The sequence below is a fragment of the Microbulbifer maximicatervae (SeqCode) genome (assembly GCF_052467305.1).
The window spans coordinates 4,273,191-4,294,346 of sequence record NZ_CP174306.1 but is presented as its reverse complement, the minus strand read 5'-3'; the positions used below and the strand labels follow the sequence as shown (position 1 = coordinate 4,294,346).

Genomic DNA, 21,156 nt, shown 5'->3' with positions numbered 1-21,156 from the left:
TAATGATTAATGGTAGCTGATCAGCTTTTCCATTTTCGGCATATGAATGCCGCTTATCGCACCCTAACAATAATAGGAGAGGTGTTATGGACAGAGCTTGCCAGTCAATTTCCAACCCCTTATTTTTCCCCCCACATTTACTCGCGGGTTACACAAAGAGCCTGGGTTTTGCCGCTGCAATCACAGTTGGATTGATCTTTTTGATGAGTCAACTAGTGGCTACTGATATCGAGGAGCCCAAAGTCAGCTTGTTGCCTGCGATAAAACCGGTACATATGCCAAAAAAAGAGATTGTTACCCAAACTTATGAGGATCCTACACCGCCACAAGCTGTGCTGGAGCAGCCAACGATGCGGGTTGAAGAAACTGAGGTAGCACCGGTTACGATGAATGTAGTGATTGGTACGCCCACTCCTGTTACTTCTACCGGGGTGCAAATAACGCGCGACCCTTTGCCAGTTTATAAAGCTAAACCGCGATACCCCAATGCGGCACTACGCAGGGGGATAGAGGGGTATGCCGTTGTAGAATTTACGGTAACCAAAACGGGGGCGGTACGTGATGCTCGTGTGGTTGGGGGCTATGACTCTAGTGGTAACCCCACGAGCGTATTTGATCGCTCCGCTGTAGCCGCGGCAGAACGGTTTAAGTATCGCCCCCAAATGGAGAATGGCCAGCCAGTGGAGCGCTACGGGGTACGCAATCGAATCAGTTACAAAATAGCGGAATAAAAAAACGGCCCTTTGGGGCCGTTTTGTTTAGAACAGTTTTAATCAGTCAATTTCCCTCACCGCCCCGCGGTCTGCACTGGTGGCAAGCATGGCATAGGCTTTCAGTGCCTTGCTGACCTTACGAGGGCGCTTTTCGATTGGCTTCCAGCCATTGGGATTTTTTTCCATTTCCCTGCGTCGCTTATCGAGTTCACTTTCCTCAATAGCGATTTCAATTTTCCGCCCTGGAATATCAATACGTATAAGGTCTCCATTGCGAACCAGAGCGATGTTACCTCCAGAAGCTGCCTCAGGTGAAACATGTCCGATAGAGAGGCCCGAAGTACCGCCTGAGAAGCGGCCATCGGTAATCAATGCGCAGTGCTCACCGAGTCCTTTGGACTTTAAATAACTGGTGGGGTAAAGCATCTCTTGCATTCCAGGTCCACCTTTAGGACCCTCATAGCGGACGATAACAGCCTCACCTTTACTAACCTTCCCTTCGAGGATATTGGAAACCGCCTCTTCCTGGCTTTCTACTACGTGGGCGGGGCCTTCGAACTTCCACAGGGACTCATCGACGCCGGAAGTCTTCACTACACAGCCATTGGGGGCCAGGTTACCAAAGAGAACGGCGAGCCCTCCTTCAGAGGAGTAGGCGTGCTCAGCAGAACGGATACAGCCACGCTGGCGGTCTGCATCTAAAGTGGACCAGCGGCATTCCTGGCTGAAAGCTGTTTGGGTGGGAATGCCTGCGGGGCCCGCGCGATAGAATTCCAGTACAGATTGGTCGTCCGTGCGGCAAATATCCCAGCGCGCCAGGGCATCGGCGAGCGAACCACCGTAGGCGGTTGGCAGCGAGGAGTCGATAAGACCTGCGGCCTCCAACTCCCCAAGGATAGCCATTACACCACCAGCGCGGTGTACATCTTCTATATGGTATTTCTCGGTATTGGGGGCAACTTTGCACAGCTGTGGAACCTCACGGGAGAGGCTGTCGATATCTTCCAGGGTGAAGTCAATCTCACCTTCCTGAGCGGTTGCCAGCAGGTGCAGGATGGTATTAGTGGAGCCTCCCATGGCGATATCGAGTGCCATGGCATTGCGGAAGGCTGTGTGGTTGGCGATATTGCGCGGCAGGGCACTCTCGTCATCCTGCTCATAATAGCGTTTGGTCAGGGTTACGATCTCGCGACCAGCGCGCAGGAATAGCTCCTTGCGGTCGGCGTGAGTCGCAAGCATGGTGCCGTTACCAGGGAGTGAAAGCCCCAGGGCCTCGGTCAGGCAATTCATGGAGTTCGCTGTAAACATACCTGAGCAGGAGCCACAGGTCGGGCAGGCAGAGCGCTCATACTCAGCAACTTCCTCGTCGGAGGCCGTATCTGTAGCGGCGATCACCATAGCATCTACTAAGTCGAGCTTGTGGTCAGCCAGCTTGGTTTTGCCGGCCTCCATCGGGCCACCGGAGACAAAGATAACTGGAATGTTCAGGCGCATGGCTGCCATCATCATTCCCGGTGTGATCTTGTCGCAGTTGGAGATACAAACCAGGGCGTCGGCACAGTGTGCATTGACCATGTACTCCACTGAGTCAGCGATAATTTCGCGGCTGGGCAGGCTATAGAGCATACCGTCGTGACCCATTGCGATACCGTCATCCACAGCGATCGTATTGAACTCCTTGGCCACGCCGCCGGCGCGTTCAATCTCCCTTGCGACAAGCTGACCCATATCCTTTAGGTGTACGTGTCCGGGGACAAACTGGGTAAAAGAGTTTGCGATGGCAATGATTGGCTTATGGAAGTCCTCGTCCGTCATACCGGTGGCACGCCACAAGGCGCGGGCTCCGGCCATATTGCGACCGGCGGTAGAGGTGCGGGAGCGGTATTGGGGCATAGTCACAGATTCCAGCTGGCAACAATGAATGCGCCAGCTTAGCAAAAAACGGACTTTCCTGGGATGTTTTTGCGCCCAAACTACCCATCAAAGGAGTAATAAGGATAGATATTTCAAATTTCTGTGACTAAGTGGACTGACTTTTCCCCAGACGTTTACGCAGGATTCTCGAATTGCGCTGAATGTTGTACAGGGACTTTCGCGCGGTAGGCAGCTCACTGATACCGACTTGCTCAAAACCCTGCTCGATAAACCAGTGCTCTGTCTGGGTGGTGAGGACGTAGAGTTCATCAACCTGGACTGTTTGCGCCTGCCTCTCAAGGTGGCGCATCAGCTTGGCACCACGCCCGCCACCGCGAAATTCCGGGTGGCTTGCAAGGCAGGCAACTTCGGCTGCTGTGGTAGTGCCCTTATCATCCTTAATGGGATACAGAGCTGCACAGGCAACTGGAGTACCATCCACTTCCACAAGCGTGAAGTGTTCAATTTCTGCCTCGAGCTTCTCGCGGGAGCGCCGTACCAAAACGCCATCTTTCTCTAACGGGCGGATCAGTCCAAGAATGCCGCCCACATCGGTAATTCGCGCTCTGCGCACAACTTCGTAGCTGTCCCGGTAAATCATGGTACCGGCCCCTTCACGGCGGAACAGCTCCTGAATTAAGGCGCCGTTTTTACAAAAGCTAAGTAGGTGTGTACGGGCGATCCCTGCATTACAGGCCCGAATGGCACAGCGCAGGGTTGCGCTTTGCACCTTGGGTGAAACCTGCTCTGCCTGCAAAATACTTAACTCGTGTACCGGATTTCCGTCCACTTGAAGTTGCTCAGGTTCGCGGAATAGCACTAGTTTCTCGGCGCGCAATACTCTGGAAGCCTCAGCGGCCAGGTCCAGGTAATTGATATTGAAAAGCTCCCCGGTTAGGGATGTGCCCAGGGGAGAAAGGAGTACCAGGGAACCCTGATCTAGGTTTTGCTCCAGAGTGTTGGTGTCCATGCGTCGCACGGTGCCGGTCCAGCCCAGGTCCACGCCATCTAGCACGCCACTGGGACGGGCGGTAACAAAATTGCCCGAGACTACCTTGAGGGCCGAACGTGCCATGGGCGAGTCTGGCAATCCCTGGGAAAATGCGGCTTCAATATCGAAGCGCAGTTTACCCACGACAGACTTAACAATCTCCAATGTCTCTCGATTGGTAATACGCTGGTTCTCGTGAAATCGATTTTCAATGCCGCGCTCATCCAGGGCTCTATTAATTTGTTCCCGCGCGCCGTGCACAACAACCAAGCGAACCCCAAGGCTGGCAAGCAGCGCCATATCGTGTACTAGATTGCGGAAATTGGCGTGCTCTAAAGCGTCGCCGGGGATACCAATTACTAAAGTGCGACCGCGCAGGTCGTTGATGTAAGGTGCCGCGTGGCGAAACCAGTTCAGGGAGGCGTTATCGTCGCTCACTAATTCTTACCGTGTGCAAGTCTTGTGGTGTTAAAGCCCCGGAGGCTGTCGCAGGCAGATTAAAGGCAAAAGCGGCCAATCAAGTCGCGCAGAATGTTGACCATAGGGTTGATACGATCCAGGGCGAGAAATTCATCCGGCTGATGAGCTTGGTCAATATCGCCGGGGCCGAGCACGATAGTGTCAATATTCAAACTCTTCAAGTAGGGCGCTTCAGTACCAAAGGCAACACTTTCAGCGGGATGGCCACAAAGTTGTTCTGCAACTTTTACTAACTCTGAATGGGCATCCTGTTCAAAGGGCGCAGTGCCAGGGAATAAAGAGGCCACTTCCACCTGAATTTTATTGTCTTGTGGAATGGTAAGGATACGTTTGTTTAGTTCTTCCCGCAGGTCCGTAAGCTGCATTCCTGGCAACGGGCGAATATCAAACTGGAGTTCTGTGTGGCCGCAGATCCGATTGGGGTTGTCACCCCCATGGATACAGCCTAAGTTCATCGTGGGTACTGGAACGGCGAATCCGGGGTTGTTGTATTTTTGTTGCCACTCTTTTCGCAGTGTTAATAGTTCACCAATAACTTTATGCATGGCCTCGAGCGCGTTGGCCCCCAAACTGGGATCTGATGAATGGCCGGATTGCCCAGTAATACGCACTGCTTCCATCATAACCCCCTTGTGCATACGTATCGGGCGAAGCCCGGTGGGCTCACCAATTACCGCGTAGCGCGCTTGGGGTTTGCCAGCCTGCACCAGGGCGCGGGCACCACTCATACTTGTTTCTTCATCGGCTGTTGCCAAAACAATCAATGGTTTTTGTAAAGGCTTGTCGAGAAAAGTCTGCGCAGCCTCGATAACCATAGGGAAAAAACCCTTCATATCACTGGTGCCGAGACCGTATAAGCGGTTGTCGCGCTCTAAAACCTTAAAGGGGTCCGATTGCCAGCGCCCCGCATCAAAGGGGACTGTATCAGTATGTCCGGATAGAACGAGCCCGCCTTTATCACCATTTTTACCGCCGAGAGTAGCAATCATATTGGCTTTGTTGGGAGATCCCTTTAAAGGCATTATCTCTACATTGAAACCAAGTCCTTCCAACCATCCACCCAGTAGCTCAACCACCGGGCGGTTACCCATATCCAGGGAAGGATCGGTTGCACTGATACTGGGGCAGGCTATCAGTTGATGTAATTGGGTCTTCAGGTCAGGTACTGCGATACTCGCCATGGTGACTTTCCCTACTCTTGTTGCGCCATTCATTCAAGATAACAGCGGCTCCGATCAGTCCTCCCCCAAAGGCGAGACGGGTTAGATCGGCATCCCGATTCCAGATTAACAGATTTACCAATAAGCCAGCGGGAATCAGTGCATTATTCATTGCGGCCAGGGTACCAGTAGAGACCTGCGTAGCACCCTTGTTCCACAAAAAGTACCCCAGACCTGATGCCACCAACCCCAACCAGAGTAGAACACCCCATTGCTGTGAGCCCTGTGGGTACTGCGGTTTCCCAAGCAGGAGCCAGGCAATAACAGTGATCAAGCTGGCGCCTACAAAAAACCAAGCGAAGGTTTGTCTCGGGAGGGGGCCTTGCTCTCTGGACATCAGGCGCTTGTATGCCACCTGCCCCACGGCAAAACATAGGTTGGCACCCTGGACGACTGTAAACCCAATCCAAAAGTCGTTACTGGGAGAGTCCCAGCGAATAGTGGCTGCTCCGAATACGGCTACGGCTGCGATAGTGAGGTTCCAGACAGAAAAGTGCCTGTTAAGGAAGTCCTCAAGGGCGGTGATATACAGGGGCGTGAAAATAGTAAATAAAAGTACTTCAGGGACACTGAGCAGTAAGAATGACTGGTAGTAAAACAAGTACATCAGTCCCAGTTGTACTGCGCCGATGACAATTAAACGTATCACGGTACGGGGAGGGCAACCCTTCCATTTCAGCATCGGTAGAAATACCGCTGTGGCAAGGAGTACCCGTGTCATTGCGGAAAAATAGCTATCCACCTGTCCGGCCAGGTAGGCGCCTATCAAACTGAAGGAAAAGGCCCACAGAAGAGTGACAAACAACAGTAATGGCATCAGGGTGAATTCGCAGGCATAGATTGGTCGGCGGGCTCGGCCCAGTTTATTTCCCTAAATATTAATGCCAGAGGAGCGAAATAGATATCGACATGGAGCCTTACTAAAGTGGTGGATATGAGAGGCGTAAAAAAGGGGGCTTTAGCCCCCTTTGCTGATCTGCTCTGTGTGCTGCTTCGGTTTTAGCCGAACAAGCCTTTGAAGAAGTAGAAGAACAGGATCGCAATACCTGCACCCGCTGGGAGGGTAACTACCCAGGATGCGGCGATAGTGGTGATCATACGCAGGTTCAGGGCACCAATACCCCGCGCTAGGCCAACACCCAATACCGCGCCCACCAGAGTGTGAGTCGTGGAGATTGGCAGGCCGGTACCAGAAGCCAATACGACGGTGGAGGCCGCACCCAGCTCGGCAGCGAAGCCACGGCTTGGGGTCAGCTCGGTGATTTTCTTACCGATAGTGGCCATTACCTTAAAGCCGTATGTCGCCAGGCCCACCACGATACCGATACCGCCGAGCAGTAATATCCAGGAAGGCATAGTGGATTTAACGGTAATAGCGCCGCTCTGGATGGTGTTAACTACGGCAGCCAGAGGACCAACGGCGTTGGCGACATCGTTGGAGCCGTGAGCGAAGGCCATGGCACAGGCGGTGAAGACCATCAGGATCGCAAATACGCGCTCGACGTTGGCGAAACGATTTTCAGCTTCAGCTGCCGGGTCCCGCTGGACGCGCTTGAGCATGGTGACCCCGATACCGGCGACAGCAAGGCCCACCAGGGCGGCAATACCGGCATCCTGGATAAAGCTGAGCTGGATATTGGCATCTTTAAGAACGTGCTTGAGGCCCTTGGTAAGGGTCACCATGGCAATCATCCAGCCCACTGCAAACATGTAGAAGGGGATGTAGCGCTTGGCATTGTTGAAGGGGTCTTCCGTGTCTAGGATCAGGCGCTGGACACTGCGGAACAACAGGAAAGACAGGGTACCCGCGAGAACTGGGGAGACCACCCAGCTAGCCACGATGCTGCCCACTTTCCCCCAGGCCACTGCATCTGGGGATATACCTACCGCAGAGAAGCCGACAATTGCGCCGACAATAGAATGGGTGGTGGATACCGGCCAGCCGAGAATACTGGCTACCAGCAGCCAGGTGCCCGCCGCCAGCAGTGCCGAAAGCATACCGTATACCAACAGCTGCGGTTGGGCGGCGAAGACTTCAGAATCGATAATGCCTTTGCGGATGGTTGCGGTAACCTCTCCGCCTGCCAAATAGGCGCCGGCAAACTCAAAGATCATGGCGATAACAATCGCCTGCTTGATAGTCAGTGCACGGGAACCTACGGAGGTACCCATGGCGTTGGCTACGTCGTTGGCACCGACGCCCCAGGCCATAAAGAAGCCTGCTACACAGGCCAAAATCAATAATATATGGCCGTATTGACTAATAATTTCCACGCCAAACCCCCTAACGTGCTAACAACAACTGCAATCGGTTGCCCACGCTGTGGGCGCGATCGGCGAGTTCACCGATCCATTCAATAACCCGGTAGAGGAACATAACGTCCACCGGAGGTAAGTCTTTCTCAATAGCAAACAACGACGCGCGAATTTCGACTTCAAGCTTGTCTGACTTGCGCTCCAGTTCATCCAGCTCTTCGGTCATGCGTTTGGCGATATCCACCTCGCGCCCGGCAAAGCCGCTTTCCAGCAACTCGTCCAGTTCGTTGATCGCGCGCAGTGCTTGTGCAGAGGTGGCGACAGCGCTCTCCACAAAGGTGGTCATCAAGGATTGGAGAGGTGCGGGAATCTGCATCTTCCTGCCTACAGCCAGACCAGCGATATCCTGGGCAGTGTTGGCTACCTCATCCTGGGCATGCAGCAATTCCAGCAAGTCGGTCCTGGACACTGGCATAAACAGGCTGTCCGGCAGATGCAGGCGCAGGTCTCTCTTGATATCGTCAGCGCGGTTCTCCGAGGCGGAGATGCGCAGTTGGATCTGTTCTGCCTCTTTGAGGTCACCTTTGATCAGTGCTTCAAAGAAGGGGATCAGGTCAGCCGATGCCTCGTGGGCCGTAGCCATATGCTTCTCGATTGGCTTAATCGGAGAGCGGCCAAATAAGTTGGCAATATTCGACAGGGCCATGGTTAGCTCCATTGCTCAGAATGCGAAAACGGCGGCATGGTACCCCAATCGGGGCAACTTCGTAACAGTGCGTTAACAGCGCACTTTCACAGCTTGATGATAGGGCTACAATGCAACGTCGCCATATGAGAATAAAGGGGTTGCCAATGGCAGAGAGCAGAGTTGCAGACCGCATACTGGAACTGCGCGGATTACTGGAAGATTTGGTGGGGCAGGGCTTTGTTAGCCGAGAGGATGCCAACCGTATTGTCGGGACCCCGCGGACAGCAGAGCAGGCCCAGATGCACCCGCTCAGCTATATCGCCAGTTGTGACCTGGCCAACCGCAAGCAACCGGGTAGTCTGCTCAATAGCGAATCCCTCAGTGCCTGGTTAGCGGAGAGCTCTTCCCACCCCTTGTATCATATTGATCCTCTGAAGGTTAATGTGAGCGCTGTCACCGAGGTGATGAGCTTTCAATTTGCCAAGCGACACCAAATTCTCTGTGTCGAGGCGAGTACGGAAGAGCTTCTGGTGGCAACAGCTCAACCGTTTACCCATGGCTGGGAAGAGCAGCTGGAACATACCACCGGCCGCAGGGTCCGCCGTGTGGTAGCTGATCCGGCCGATATCAAACGACACTGCGTCGAGTTTTACTCCCTTTCCAATTCAATCTCTGGTGCAAGCGGCCTTCAGGGAACCTCAGCGGCAAATAATTTTGAACAGTTGCTGGAGTTGGGCGCCTTAAAGGACCCTGAAGCTAACGATCAACACATCGTCAATATCGTCGATTGGTTGTTGCAGCACGCCTTTGACCAGCGCGCCAGTGATATCCATATTGAACCACGCCGGGAAGTGGGACGTATTCGCTTTCGTATCGATGGCGTATTGCACCCGATTCATGAGCTTCCAGACCAGGTAAATGCTGCGGTTACCAGTCGCCTGAAAATCCTCGGGCGCATGAATGTGGCGGAGAAACGCAAACCTCAGGATGGCCGTATCAAGACAAAAAGGCCAGATGGCAGCGAAGTGGAGTTGCGCCTCTCCACACTTCCCACAGCCTTTGGCGAGAAGTTGGTAATGCGGATCTTCGATCCAGAGGTTCTCGCGCGATCTTATTCCGACCTGGGACTGGGTGGTGATGACTTGGCTCGTTGGCAGGCGATGCTGTCACGGCCCAATGGTATCGTACTGGTCACCGGTCCTACCGGTTCGGGAAAAACCACCACTTTGTATACAGGCCTCAAGCAGCTGGCGACTAGTGCGGTGAATGTCTCTACCGTTGAAGACCCTATCGAAATGGTGGAAGAGAGCTTTAACCAAACTCAGGTTCACCATGCTATTGGCTTTGATTTTGCTGCAGGTATCAGAACCCTGATGCGCCAGGATCCAGACATTATCATGGTGGGCGAGATTCGCGACTTGGAAACTGCTCAGATGGCGGTACAAGCGGCACTGACAGGCCACCTGGTTATCTCAACCCTACATACCAATGACGCTCCAACAGCGGTTACCCGCTTATTGGACTTGGGCTTGCCGCATTATTTATTGAAGTCCACCATTCTCGGGGTGATGGCCCAGCGCTTGGTACGGACACTATGTCCCAGTTGCAAGCAGGAAGACAAAATTGAAGAGGCCGATTGGCAGTCTCTGGTGAAACCCTGGAGGGCGCCGTTGCCGGACAAAGTCTACCGGCCGGAAGGTTGCCTGGAGTGTCGTAATACGGGCTATCGTGGGCGTCAGGGTATTTATGAAATCCTGCCATTTAGCGAGTCGGTACAAGCTATTGTCACCTCCGATTGTGATCTACAGCAACTGCGGCGCCAGGCGATGCGCGAAGGTATGAATAGTCTGAGGCTTTCCGGTGCGAAAAAAGTAGCGGCGGGTTTGACCACTGTGGCAGAGGTATTGAGGGTGGCCCCACCGCCGGATATCGCTTTCTAGCTTGGGTGGCCTCTCTGAGATAACTGTTTGAAGATGTAGAGGCCAGTGAAGTGACGCGAGGGGCGGGCTTGCTCGGCCACTCATCATTATCCGATACCATCGATAGCTATCGGAATGCCGATAGCTAGGCAGAATTGCCCGCTGATATTCGCACCAAGGATCGACCCTCATGTTTGACAACATTCAGTGCCCAAAACCCATCCGCGCTCAACTTCAGTCACTTTGGCATGACTGGTGTGAACTGGCGGAGGCCGCGCTTGTTGTTGAGGTGGAGAGCTTGCTGGCAGAGCCATTGCTTGCGCAAGGAGTGGCTCGGAGCTTAATTGGTTCAGAATTTTTTTATCAACAGTGCTGTCGCCACCCAGAGCTTTTACGGGATTTGTTGCTTAAACAAGATCTTGGACTCTCCCTGCCGACCATAGAAAGTGATGAGGAGTTAGACCTTCAATTGCGCTTATTACGCAACCGGGTAACGACTGAGGTCATATTTCGCGATTTTGCCGGACAGTGGGATATTCCCCAGGCATGTCTGCGCCTTAGTGAATTGGCAGAGCTATCCATTCGCACGACGATGCAATGGCACCATGAAAAGTTAGTGGATCGCTATGGGGAGCCTCGTAGTAGAGCTGGCGATAGTCAGTCGATGGTGGTGTTGGGGATGGGCAAATTGGGAGCTCGGGAACTCAATCTCTCATCGGATATCGATCTGATTTTTGCTTACCCAGAGCCCGGTTATACCGATGGCGAAAAGAGTGTAGAAAATCAGCAGTTTTTCCAAAAACTCGGCCAGCGCTTGATTAAATCGTTGGATGGAATCAATGCGGATGGTTTTGTTTTTCGTGTAGATATGCGTTTGCGTCCCTACGGTGACAGTGGTCCCCTGGTAAGCCATTTCGCTGCTCTGGAGGACTATTACCAAACTCAAGGGCGTGAATGGGAGCGCTACGCTATGGTCAAAGCTCGCCCTGTTGCTGGCAGGGAGGAGTTTGCTGAAGAGCTGATGGAGTTGTTGCGCCCATTTACTTATCGCCGCTATATCGATTTCAGTGCTATTGATGCTTTGCGTGAAATGAAAGCCCTGATACAGCGGCAAGTGCGCGCTCGTGGTTTAACGGGCAATATCAAACTTGGACGGGGCGGCATACGCGAGTTGGAATTTATTGCCCAGGCATTCCAGTTAATTCGCGGAGGGCGCGAACCCGCGCTGCGCGAGCGCAGCTTGCTCAAGCTACTGCCCCTTTTGGAAAGTGATGGCCATGTTGAACCAGGAGTGGCCAGTGAACTGACCAGTTGTTATTTGCTGCTGCGGAGAGTCGAACACGCACTGCAAGCTTACCGGGATCAGCAGACACAGGCGCTCCCAGCTGAGGAGGAAGAAAGGGAAAAATTGGCATTTGCCCTGGGCCGCGATAATTGGGAGCAATTGGAGAGTGAGCTGGTCGATGTTCGTTCCTTAGTTGAGCGGGAGTTCGATACTGTAATCGCTCCACCAGAGGAAATGGCTGCCCCCAGTGTGGCTGAGGAGTGGCAGGGACTTTGGGCAAGTTGCGGCGACGAATCTGCAAATGAAGAGAATTTACAGATTTTGGAAAGTGCAGGGTTTCTTCCGCCACTGCAGGCACTCGAGCACTTACCGGAGCTGTGCCAGTCAACAATGGTTGCGGCACTACCTGCTTCTTCCCGCGCGCGCCTCGATCAATTTATGCCTACGCTACTGGCCGCAGCAGGGTTACAGGCTGATCCCTTGTTAGTGCTAACCCGTGTTTTACCTTTAGTGCGCTCAGTACTGCGTCGCAGTGCCTATCTCGTCCTGATTAATGAAAATCCCCCCGTGCTCAACCAGCTGGTGCGTCTTTGTAGTGCCAGTCCATGGATTGCTGAGCAACTTGCGCGCCACCCAATTCTGCTGGATGAGTTGCTGGATTCCCGCAGGTTACTGGCACCCTCTACTGCGGCAGAGATTGCCAATGAGCTGCGTCTCGAATTGTTGCGGATTGATCCTGAAGATCTGGAATTGCAAATGGAGGCGCTGCGATATTTTAAGCAGAGTCAAAGCCTGCGCATTGCGGCACAAGAGGTGAATGGTGCCCTGCCTTTGATGAAAGTCAGTGATTCCCTTACCTGGTTGGCAGAGGCGATATTGCAGCAGTCATTGCAACTCGCCTGGACACAGATGGTGGATAAATACGGCATGCCTGCGGGGGCCTCGGCAGAGGATATGCACTTTGCCATTATCGCCTATGGAAAGCTGGGGGGATTGGAGCTTGGCCACGGTTCTGACCTGGATATTGTTTTTGTGCACGATGCAGATGCGATGCAGGTTACCGACGGTAAAACCAGTATTGATAACCTGAGCTTTTTTACCCGGCTAGCACAGCGACTCATCCACATATTGCAAACCCGTACACTCAGCGGGCCTCTTTATGAGGTAGACACAAGACTGCGCCCCTCGGGTAATTCAGGACTCTTGGTGACTTCATTGGCTGCCTTTGAAAAATACCAGAGGGAGAGTGCCTGGACCTGGGAGCATCAGGCGCTGGTGAGAGCTCGATCTGTCGCCGGTAGTCTCCGCCTGAGTGAGTCGTTTCAACAGTTGCGTACGAAATTGCTTTGCCAGTCGCGAAAGAGCGATAAATTGCGTGATGAGGTGGTGGAAATGCGCAATAAAATGCGTGCGCACCTCGATAAGAGCAACGATAAAAAGTTTGATCTAAAGCACGGTGAGGGCGGTATTGTCGATATTGAATTTATGGTTCAATATGCTGCTCTGGCCTGGGCAAAAACTTCGCCCTCGATCGTGCGGTATACCGATAATATTCGCATTCTCGAAAGTCTAATTGACGCAGGCCTGATGCCGGCCCAACAAGCCGGACATCTGATCGACGCCTACAAAGCCTACCGATCTGAAGGTCATCGCCTGGCACTACAACAACTGCCAGGGATTGTGAGCGATGACCAATTCACAGCGGAAAGAAAGACCGTTCAAACAAACTGGCAGCAATTGCTCGGTTAATACCGGGTTTCTACCTGCTGCCCGATTAAACTGTTTTTCAGGATTTGTAGGAGTTACCCATGTCTTTTGCCGACCGCGACGGCGTTATCTGGTTTGATGGTGAATTGGTTCCTTGGCGCGATGCCCGGGTGCATGTCCTCACTCATACCCTGCACTATGGAATGGGGGTGTTTGAAGGCGTACGGGCTTATGAAACCGGTAACGGCACCAGTATCTTTCGTTTGCAAGAGCACACCCGTCGGTTGTTTCGCTCTGCAAAAATAATGAATATCCCAATGCCCTATAGCACTGATGAGCTGAATGAAGCTCAGCGGCTTGTGGTGCGCGAAAATAACCTGCGCCAAGCGTATCTAAGGCCAATGGTATTCTACGGGTCAGAGGGAATGGGGTTGCGGGCAGAAAATCTTTCAACCCATGTGATTGTCGCTTCCTGGGAGTGGCCCAGCTATATGAGCCCCGAGGCGCTGGAGCAGGGGATTAAGGTGAATACCTCCTCATATACCCGACACCATGTGAATATCAGCATGTGTAAGGCGAAAGCCAATGGTAACTATATAAACTCGATGCTGGCGTTACAGGAGGCAGTGCGCAATGGTTGCGAGGAGGCGTTATTACTGGACCCCGAGGGCTATGTTGCTGAGGGTAGTGGAGAAAATGTCTTCATTGTTCGCGATGGGACTATATATACCCCGGAGCTGACGTCGTGCCTGGATGGAATTACCCGCGATACAGTTATTGAGCTGGCGCGGGAGTGCGGCTATAGGGTACTAGAGAAGCGTATCACTCGGGACGAAGTCTATATCGCTGACGAAGCGTTTTTTACTGGCACAGCGGCGGAAGTATTGCCCATTAGTGAATTGGATGGGCGTTCTATCGGCAGTGGTCGTCGCGGCCCTATTACCGGGCGTTTGCAAAACCTTTATTTTGATGTGGTACATGGGCGTAGTGCCGCACATCGGGGCTGGCTCAGTGATGTGGCGGGCCAGGCGGAAGTAAAAATGCGAATAGCATGACGGAAAATAAAAACCCGGCAGATGCCGGGTTTTTATTTTAAGTAAGGTTTACTTAGTAAGAGCTGGTGGTGTCCGGGCGCCCTACGCAGTAATAATCAAAGCCTGCCTCGCGCATTTCCTCTGGTTCGTACTGGTTGCGTCCGTCAAACACAACCGGGGCACTGAGAGCGCTGCTTACTTCATCGATATCAAGAGATTTGAACTGTTGCCATTCGGTCGCGACAATCAGGGCGTCGGCACCCTGTAAAGCCTCTGTCTTGGAGTCGCAAAGGGTCAGGTCTTCGCGATCGCCAAAAATTCGCTGACACTCCTCCATGGCCTCAGGGTCAAATGCCCGCACCTTCGCACCTTGCTCCCACAATCGAGCTAACAGCACACGGCTTGGGGCTTCGCGCATATCATCTGTATTGGGTTTGAATGACAGGCCCCAGAGCGCAAAAGTTTTGCCCTGAATATCTCCGTTAAAATGACGTTGTATTTTTTCGGCGAGATAGTGTTTCTGGCGCTCGTTGCGGGATTCCACGGCGGCGAGAATATCTGCAGCAATGCCCAGCTGTTGAGCCGAGGAAATCAGGGCTTTCACATCTTTCGGGAAACAGGAGCCACCGTAGCCGATACCTGCGTAGATAAACTGGTAGCCAACTCGTGGGTCTGAGCCGATTCCGGCCCGAACTGCTTCAATATCAGCGCCCACTTTATCGGCAATATTTGCCATTTCATTCATAAAGCTGATCTTGGTTGCCAGCATGCAGTTGGCGGCATACTTGGTCAGCTCCGCACTTTTTACATCCATCACCAGGATTTTTTCGTGATTTCGGTTGAATGGTGCGTACAGGTGGCGAAGCTTCTGCTCTGATTCCTCTTCGGAGGTGCCGATAATAATTCGATCCGGGCGCATACAGTCATTGAGCGCCGACCCCTCCTTGAGGAATTCAGGGTTGGAAATAATATCGAATGGCAGATCAGATCGGTCCCGCTTGGAGAGTTCTTCCTCAACGGCAGCCCGCACCTTATCGGCAGTCCCCACGGGTACTGTGGACTTATTGATAATGTATTTCTTGCACTCCATGTGTTTGGCGATGGTTCTGGCGACAGTCAACACATGGCGAAGATCCGCTGAACCGTCCTCATCAGGAGGGGTGCCCACAGCGATAAAGATCAGTTCACCGTGTTCTACCCCAAAGGCGGCATCGGTTGAAAAAGATAGATTGCCTGTGGTGATACTGTTCTTCACCATAGGCTCGAGGCCGGGCTCATAAATGGGGATAATGCCCTGCTTGAGACGATCGATCTTGTCCGCGTCTATATCGATACAAACTACTTTATTGCCAGCTTCAGCTAAGACTGCTGCTTGCACGAGGCCCACATAGCCGGTGCCAAATACGGTTACATTCATCAGTGTGACTCTATCTCTCAGCGGTTACTGTTTTTGAGGGTTACTGTCTTGGATAGTTTTACATTGGCTCAAGCCCCGGTCTTCAATGCTGCTTCGTGCCAGCAGGATAGCTAGGGGAATCCAGTAAAAGAACCAAATATAATTGGGCTTAACCAAAGGTTGCTGGGCGTATGTCAGCATTGCCAATACACCGAAGACGAACCAGGTGAAGTACAAACCGGGAATCCAGCTCAGAAGCCTCTCTTTGGATCTCACTGTCCACAGGGCTGAGAGTCCTTGCCAGGCACAAGCGGCCACCCCCAATATTCCACTGAAGCGTGCGATATCCAGGAGGAAATTATGTGGATGGGGCACCATTCTGTTTAGCTCGATAAACTTCTTGTGCACCAGGCCTTGACCAAACAATGGGGATTGCAGGAACTCTTCAAATGTCTTTTGCCAGAGCGTCATACGAATGGAATAAGCACTACCCCGGTGTAGAAGAGGCAGATCACCATATAACGTAAAATAGGCTAAGGGCAGCGCGCAAACTATGGCAACAACAATGATTATCTTCAGCAGTCGTGAAAGGTTGCCGAATACAACCAAAAAGATTGAGAAGCCCGCCATAACAATCGGGACTTTGGTTTGTGACAAAACTATATATATGCAGGAGGTGAGTAAGCCTGCACCTGATAACCAGCGCCAAATACGGGGGTTCTGGTAGAGACCGTAGCAGCAAAAAAGAGCGTGGAAGCCAAATAGCATTCCTGTTTTATCAATGTTTCCCTCAAGAGATATACCGCCAATCCGGCGGAGATCCTGTAGTCCGCCATCAAGGGAGTAAGCAATTAGCGAGGCAATACCGGATAGCAGTCCTATCACAATAAGTGAGAGCAATAGCTTATGGAGGATGTTGTCGCCGTATTGTTCCAACAGGAAGAAAACAACGAAATAGAATAGAGATAAGTATAAAACCAATTTCCAGTAGTAATCGGGTTGCCTATAAACATCTGCGGTGTCCGGTGAGGCCCACAGTGTTGATAGCGCTAGAATGATTGGCAGGCTACAAAAGGTTAGGAATTGCCAGGAAATTAAGAAGTGATAGCTCCTCCTCCATGCCAGTAGCAGAAAGGCTGTGGGCAATAAAGTCAGGTAAAAGCTGGTTTGTACCCCTGAAATCTTGGGGGAAACATAGTAGCCACATACCAGCAGAAATAAACCAAGAAAGGCCCATTTGAGCAGACCTGAAACCCACAGTGAGCTTTGCTGGCGATAAACGGGCTGGGAAAGCTTGTTTAGAGTACTTCCAAGTTCAGGCATAGGTGCAACTGTTGGCCATTCAGAAAATTTTGTATTTAGGTGCGCGGAAATAGGCTGTATGGGAGGGTACTATATAAAAGTCTGTTGTCCATGAACGCTCAAATTTTGCTTTTTGGTGATAATTGTGGGGCTTTACACAAAGTAGTAGCGGAGGTCTGTTTGGCTGAGCGCTTTAGCGGGGTCTCCTGAGGCATAATTCACCGGGGGCGCCCTTTGGAACTCCCTGGAAGGAGTATACTGGATGTTTTGGGGCTCCCATAGCCTTGTTACAGTAGCTCCACAGGCATGCGCTAGGTACACTGCCTTATATGCCGGTATTTCAGTAGTTTAGGGTCCTATCTTGCAACTTACTATTTGGCGTTTTTTAGATGGCAACCGGGCCCATGAAAAGCAGAGCGCAGCTCTGATTGAAGGGTTGCGCCGGAGCTATATCGGGGAGGTGCAGGTTTTTGATATATCACCAGAATATACAGCTAGCCGCATTCTCCTAAAAGCGGGAGAGGAGCTGGAAGAGTTGCCAGCCCCTGACTTTTTGATTGGCACAGGTCGCCGCAGCCGGCTTCCTATGTTGTCTGCCCGTTGCCGGTTTGGTGGTCGCGCGGTGGCAATTAACCGCCCTTTGTTGCCCTACAGCTGGTTTGACTTCGCCATCGTTCCGGAACACGATCGCCCCCCGCCCCTACCCAATGTCATCGTAAGTCAGGGCGCCTTGACCGAACCACTCCAGGAAAGTGTGCCGCAACCTAGAAAGGGGCTTATTTTATTGGGCGGACCCAGCAAACATTACAGTTGGAACTCCGCTTCAATCAGGGAGCAGGTTGAGAAGTTATTGGCGCAACCCTTGGACTGGTGTATTTCGGATAGTCGGAGAACTCCGAAAGGCACTATGGAGGGGCTGGGGAAAGGGGGCGCAGAGTTGGTTGATTGGCTCTCGTGTCCGCCGGGTTGGCTTCAGAAGCAACTGTCTCAAGCAGAGAGAATTTGGGTAACAGAGGATAGTATCTCTATGTTGTTCGAATCGCTGCAAAGTCAGGCCCAGGTCGGTGTGATTCGGGTTCCGAGTCGCAGTAAGTCAAATAAGGTGCGTTCAGTGGTTTTACGGCTTTTGGATCAAGGATTGATCAGCGAAGAACTCGAAGTGTTGAAAACAGGGATACAGCACGAACCCTTGGACCAATATCTGCTGTGCGCCAAAGCATTGTTGCGTCGATCGGGGTTATCAAGTCGTTAGCGCTTGATCCCCTCTGACTCAAATTTTCGCCAGGGCGTTTCTTTATCGGAGATCTCCCACTCGACTCTTAGCCACATACGCTTGATACGGCGGTGGATATAGCGTTTCGCGAAGTAGCTGGAAACTTTTGGTAGAGGCAGGAAGGAAGCGCAGCCCAGCCCATCAATCAGGTAGGTTTGCAACTCCCCCTGTTCTTTTCGTAGAACTAAGTTGTGGGCAATTAGGTTTTTGGTGAGTACTTCGTATTCGAGCAGCCACTCGGAAAGGCGCTGTAAAGAGGCGCGGACCTCAGTATTGAGGCCATATTTGTTTAGGTATTGGCGCAGAGTAGGTGCTGGATCGCCATCATCGTCAAGAATCATATCGGTGACAGCTGCGGGGCCTAAATTGGTTTCCTGTATTCCATACCACCTCGGTAAATGTTGCCATAGCCCATCTCGATTATTGGCAATAGCTCGCTGGCTATACCCCTCCTGTTCACGAAGGTTGTCATCGAAATAGGATTCACCTCTCCAAGTTTTATACCAGGGGGCTCGCTCCAATAGTTCCGCTGTTCGACCTGGACGCATCACTTTTACACAGATCTCAGGCCGTTCCGGGTGTCGGTAGCAAAAGCGATTGCCCCCACTGGCAAACGGCTCGCTTTGGCTTAAATCAATCACTCGGGCTCGCTCCGGTACGCTCTGTAAGTAGATTTTTGTAGATTTCAATGGTGTGTTCAGCCTGTCTTCCCAAAGTGAAGTCGGCAGACAGCTGAGGCTTCTGCTCAGGGTCGTTGAGCAATTCCTGAGTGCGCGTGAATAAAGCTTCTGAATCATTGATATCAACTAACCCTTGAGGGAAACAGGCGTTCAGCGACTCTGCCGGGCCCCCGATGTTATAACCAATGATCGGTGTGCCAATTGCTGCGGACTCTATAACAGTTCTACCAAATGGCTCGGGCCGGCGTGATAGGTTATACACTAAACTAGAGGCACTATACCAGTGGCGTATATCATTACGATGACCGGTAAGTGTTACGTGTTTTCCGAGACCCAGCGAGTGGATTTTTTGTACCAATTCATCGGCGTAGTGCTGCTTATTCTGTTCTGCTCCGCCGAGAATGATGCCATGAATGTCAGAATGACTTTGTACCAGTTGCTGGATTAGATTAATAAAGTCCTCCTGCCCTTTCCAGCGAGTTAGTCTACCTGGTAGAAGTAACCAGCGCTTGCCGGCAAGCTGAGGGAACTCCATATGCACTTTTTGATACCAGGATTCCGGTGGCTGGACACCGGGGTTGAACTCGTCTGTATCTACACCGCGGTAAACTACTTTTGGGGGGCGCTTTAAGTCGCTTGCGTAGTTCTCTAGTAAATAATTATTTACACACTCTGAGATAGCGATTACCTGTTCAGTTTTCGCCATAATTGCACTGTAAGGGTTTATCGAATAAAGACCGTGAGCAGTACTGACCAGGCGAGGGCGTTCAGTTGGATCAAGGTTTCGCCAGGCAAGGTAGGTTAACCAAGCTGGAACCCTGGAGCGGACATGAACAATATCGGGCTTCTCACGGGTAATGACCTCTCGAAGAGGCCTCACCTGTAATAAGCTGAAGATAGATTTTTTGTGAATGGGTAGTTCAATATGAACTGAGCCTTCAGCGTTAAGTTGATTAACCATACTTCCTCCGCTGGAGACAACGATTGACTGATGACCGTCTGCTACCAGAAAGCGAGCCAGATCAACGGTCCCCCTCTCAACCCCCCCAGAATTCAGGGCGGGCAAAAGTTGCATAATTTTCATGGGAAGTTATACCAGCAGTGATAGAAATTATTTTTAAATAAAGTTGACTAGTGAGTTGTGTATTGGTTGGAGGGTTGGACATAAGCCTAAAGTGATATGGAGCATTGGTGCTCGATAAAGCGTTTGGCAAAAGTGGTATTATAGACAGGTCATTCCGAAGGGTATAGGCTGGTGTTTTTTTAATCTAGTCTCGATACTTTCACCCGATTTGTACCTGGCCGTAATCTGGAGTTTACATTGCACCCCTTGTTAGTGATCTGTATTTGTACTTATCAGCGACCAGAGCGGCTTCGCAGTTCTCTGCAAAGTCTGGCCAAGCTCCAGCTACCTACAGGCTTAAATGTGGCTGCACTGGTTGTCGATAATGATTCGGTCACTCAGGCTGGTAGAGAAGTTGTGGAGGAGTTGTCGGGAAGCTTTCCCTTTACCCTCAACTGTGCTGTAGAAGAGCGGCGGGGAATCCCTTGTGCACGCAATCGCTGTATCGATGAACTGGATAATATAGGGGCTGACTACCTGGTTTTCATTGATGATGATGAGTGGGTAGAGCCCGATTGGTTAATCCAGCTATATGATTACTCACAAAAGCTGGGGGGCAGTAGCGTGGTTTGTGGCAGTGTTGTTCGGCGTTGGCCGGATTCTGTGCCTGCCTATTACTCACGTATTTTTTATCGGCAGAAACGAAAGACTGGAGAACAGCTCAACTACTGTGCGACCAGCAATGTATTAATACCGATGAGCAGTATCCGCTCGCTAGGCCTGAGGTTTAATGAGCAGGACCCTCTAGGTGCCGGTACAGATGTGATTTTTTTCACAGAGTTTAAGGCCAAGGGAGGAAAGATTGTTTACTGCCTGGAGGCGAGGGTTTACGAGGCCGTACCGGAGAGTCGCGCCAATATGCGTTGGTTGTCGCGTAGAAAATTCTCCGCTGGTATTACTCTCGCAAAGCATAAGCTTGCCAAAGGTCGCGGTCATACCAGTATTTTTGTATCGGCTCTGGGGCAACTTTTGATCTCCAGCATAGGCTGTATTTTAGGATTGATTTTCGGTGGTAAGCGCTTGGGTTCTGGGCCTTGGCTCCGCGCCTGCCGTTCAGCCGGCATGGCTTGTGGTGTTTTTGGGGTGCGCTCTGAGTTTTACCGGGTGGTCGATCACTAATGGCCTGAGGCCTTCCTTACGGGGGTGTTTTACCTGGAAGAGATAACCGTCATCAT

General features: G+C 51.8%; 16 protein-coding genes. 6 read left to right on the top strand and 10 right to left on the bottom strand.

What is annotated here, in order from left to right; translation table 11 throughout:
- Positions 1 to 86: 86 nt before the first annotated feature.
- Complete coding sequence (locus ACJJI4_RS18645; protein ID WP_444926103.1) at positions 87 to 731, top strand: TonB family protein; 645 nt, start codon at positions 87 to 89, stop codon at positions 729 to 731.
- Between the two features lie 42 nt (positions 732 to 773).
- On the opposite strand, the gene ilvD is transcribed toward ACJJI4_RS18645, so the two are convergent.
- The 6 genes from ilvD to ACJJI4_RS18615 all read right to left on the bottom strand — a co-directional run bounded on the left by ilvD (position 774) and on the right by ACJJI4_RS18615 (position 8,280).
- Positions 774 to 2,606, bottom strand: coding sequence for a dihydroxy-acid dehydratase (ilvD, locus tag ACJJI4_RS18640; RefSeq protein ID WP_444926102.1), 1,833 nt, complete (start codon positions 2,604 to 2,606; stop codon positions 774 to 776).
- Between the two features lie 127 nt (positions 2,607 to 2,733).
- Positions 2,734 to 4,056, bottom strand: a complete 1,323-nt coding sequence (argA, locus tag ACJJI4_RS18635; protein ID WP_413663566.1) for an amino-acid N-acetyltransferase — start codon at positions 4,054 to 4,056, stop codon at positions 2,734 to 2,736.
- A gap of 59 nt (positions 4,057 to 4,115) precedes the next feature.
- Entirely contained in the window at positions 4,116 to 5,279 is a 1,164-nt protein-coding gene (gene argE, locus ACJJI4_RS18630; RefSeq protein ID WP_444926101.1) for an acetylornithine deacetylase, read from the bottom strand.
- Positions 5,257 to 6,135, bottom strand: a complete 879-nt coding sequence (locus tag ACJJI4_RS18625) for a carboxylate/amino acid/amine transporter (protein WP_444926100.1) — start codon at positions 6,133 to 6,135, stop codon at positions 5,257 to 5,259. The genes argE and ACJJI4_RS18625 overlap by 23 nt, the downstream gene beginning before the upstream one ends.
- 182 nt (positions 6,136 to 6,317) lie before the next feature.
- On the bottom strand, positions 6,318 to 7,592 hold the full coding sequence (locus tag ACJJI4_RS18620) for an inorganic phosphate transporter (protein WP_282930993.1): 1,275 nt from the start codon (positions 7,590 to 7,592) through the stop codon (positions 6,318 to 6,320).
- Positions 7,593 to 7,602: 10 nt separating this feature from the next.
- Complete coding sequence (locus ACJJI4_RS18615) at positions 7,603 to 8,280, bottom strand: TIGR00153 family protein (protein ID WP_413663563.1); 678 nt, start codon at positions 8,278 to 8,280, stop codon at positions 7,603 to 7,605.
- Between the two features lie 146 nt (positions 8,281 to 8,426).
- Here ACJJI4_RS18615 and tfpB point away from each other — a divergent pair, with 146 nt between their 5' ends.
- The 3 genes from tfpB to ACJJI4_RS18600 all read left to right on the top strand — a co-directional run bounded on the left by tfpB (position 8,427) and on the right by ACJJI4_RS18600 (position 14,228).
- Complete coding sequence (gene tfpB / locus ACJJI4_RS18610) at positions 8,427 to 10,202, top strand: type IV pilus assembly ATPase TfpB (protein ID WP_444926099.1); 1,776 nt, start codon at positions 8,427 to 8,429, stop codon at positions 10,200 to 10,202.
- A gap of 169 nt (positions 10,203 to 10,371) precedes the next feature.
- Positions 10,372 to 13,215, top strand: coding sequence for a bifunctional [glutamate--ammonia ligase]-adenylyl-L-tyrosine phosphorylase/[glutamate--ammonia-ligase] adenylyltransferase (gene glnE, locus ACJJI4_RS18605; protein WP_444926098.1), 2,844 nt, complete (start codon positions 10,372 to 10,374; stop codon positions 13,213 to 13,215).
- A 59-nt stretch (positions 13,216 to 13,274) separates the two neighbouring features.
- Complete coding sequence (locus ACJJI4_RS18600; protein ID WP_444895899.1) at positions 13,275 to 14,228, top strand: branched-chain amino acid transaminase; 954 nt, start codon at positions 13,275 to 13,277, stop codon at positions 14,226 to 14,228.
- Positions 14,229 to 14,280: 52 nt separating this feature from the next.
- Here the strand turns inward: ACJJI4_RS18600 and ACJJI4_RS18595 are convergent, their stop codons facing one another.
- Both ACJJI4_RS18595 and ACJJI4_RS18590 read right to left on the bottom strand, forming a co-directional pair.
- Entirely contained in the window at positions 14,281 to 15,624 is a 1,344-nt protein-coding gene (locus ACJJI4_RS18595) for a UDP-glucose dehydrogenase family protein (RefSeq protein ID WP_444926097.1), read from the bottom strand.
- Between the two features lie 24 nt (positions 15,625 to 15,648).
- Positions 15,649 to 16,926 (bottom strand): O-antigen ligase family protein, encoded by a 1,278-nt coding sequence (locus tag ACJJI4_RS18590; protein WP_444926096.1) that lies wholly within the window; start codon positions 16,924 to 16,926, stop codon positions 15,649 to 15,651.
- 340 nt (positions 16,927 to 17,266) lie between these two features.
- Here ACJJI4_RS18590 and ACJJI4_RS18585 point away from each other — a divergent pair, with 340 nt between their 5' ends.
- The gene (locus tag ACJJI4_RS18585; RefSeq protein WP_444926095.1) at positions 17,267 to 18,157 is read left to right on the top strand and encodes an ELM1/GtrOC1 family putative glycosyltransferase; all 891 of its coding nucleotides are present in this window, start codon (positions 17,267 to 17,269) and stop codon (positions 18,155 to 18,157) included.
- Here the strand turns inward: ACJJI4_RS18585 and ACJJI4_RS18580 are convergent.
- A complete protein-coding gene (locus ACJJI4_RS18580; protein WP_444926094.1) occupies positions 18,154 to 18,819 on the bottom strand; it encodes a YrbL family protein in 666 nt (221 codons plus the stop codon). The genes ACJJI4_RS18585 and ACJJI4_RS18580 overlap by 4 nt on opposite strands.
- The gene (locus ACJJI4_RS18575) at positions 18,812 to 19,942 is read right to left on the bottom strand and encodes a glycosyltransferase family 4 protein (RefSeq protein WP_444926093.1); all 1,131 of its coding nucleotides are present in this window, start codon (positions 19,940 to 19,942) and stop codon (positions 18,812 to 18,814) included. The genes ACJJI4_RS18580 and ACJJI4_RS18575 overlap by 8 nt, the downstream gene beginning before the upstream one ends.
- Positions 19,943 to 20,179: 237 nt before the next feature.
- On the opposite strand from ACJJI4_RS18575, the gene ACJJI4_RS18570 reads away from it, so the two are divergent.
- The gene (locus tag ACJJI4_RS18570; protein WP_444926092.1) at positions 20,180 to 21,100 is read left to right on the top strand and encodes a glycosyltransferase family 2 protein; all 921 of its coding nucleotides are present in this window, start codon (positions 20,180 to 20,182) and stop codon (positions 21,098 to 21,100) included.
- Positions 21,101 to 21,156: the final 56 nt, after the last annotated feature.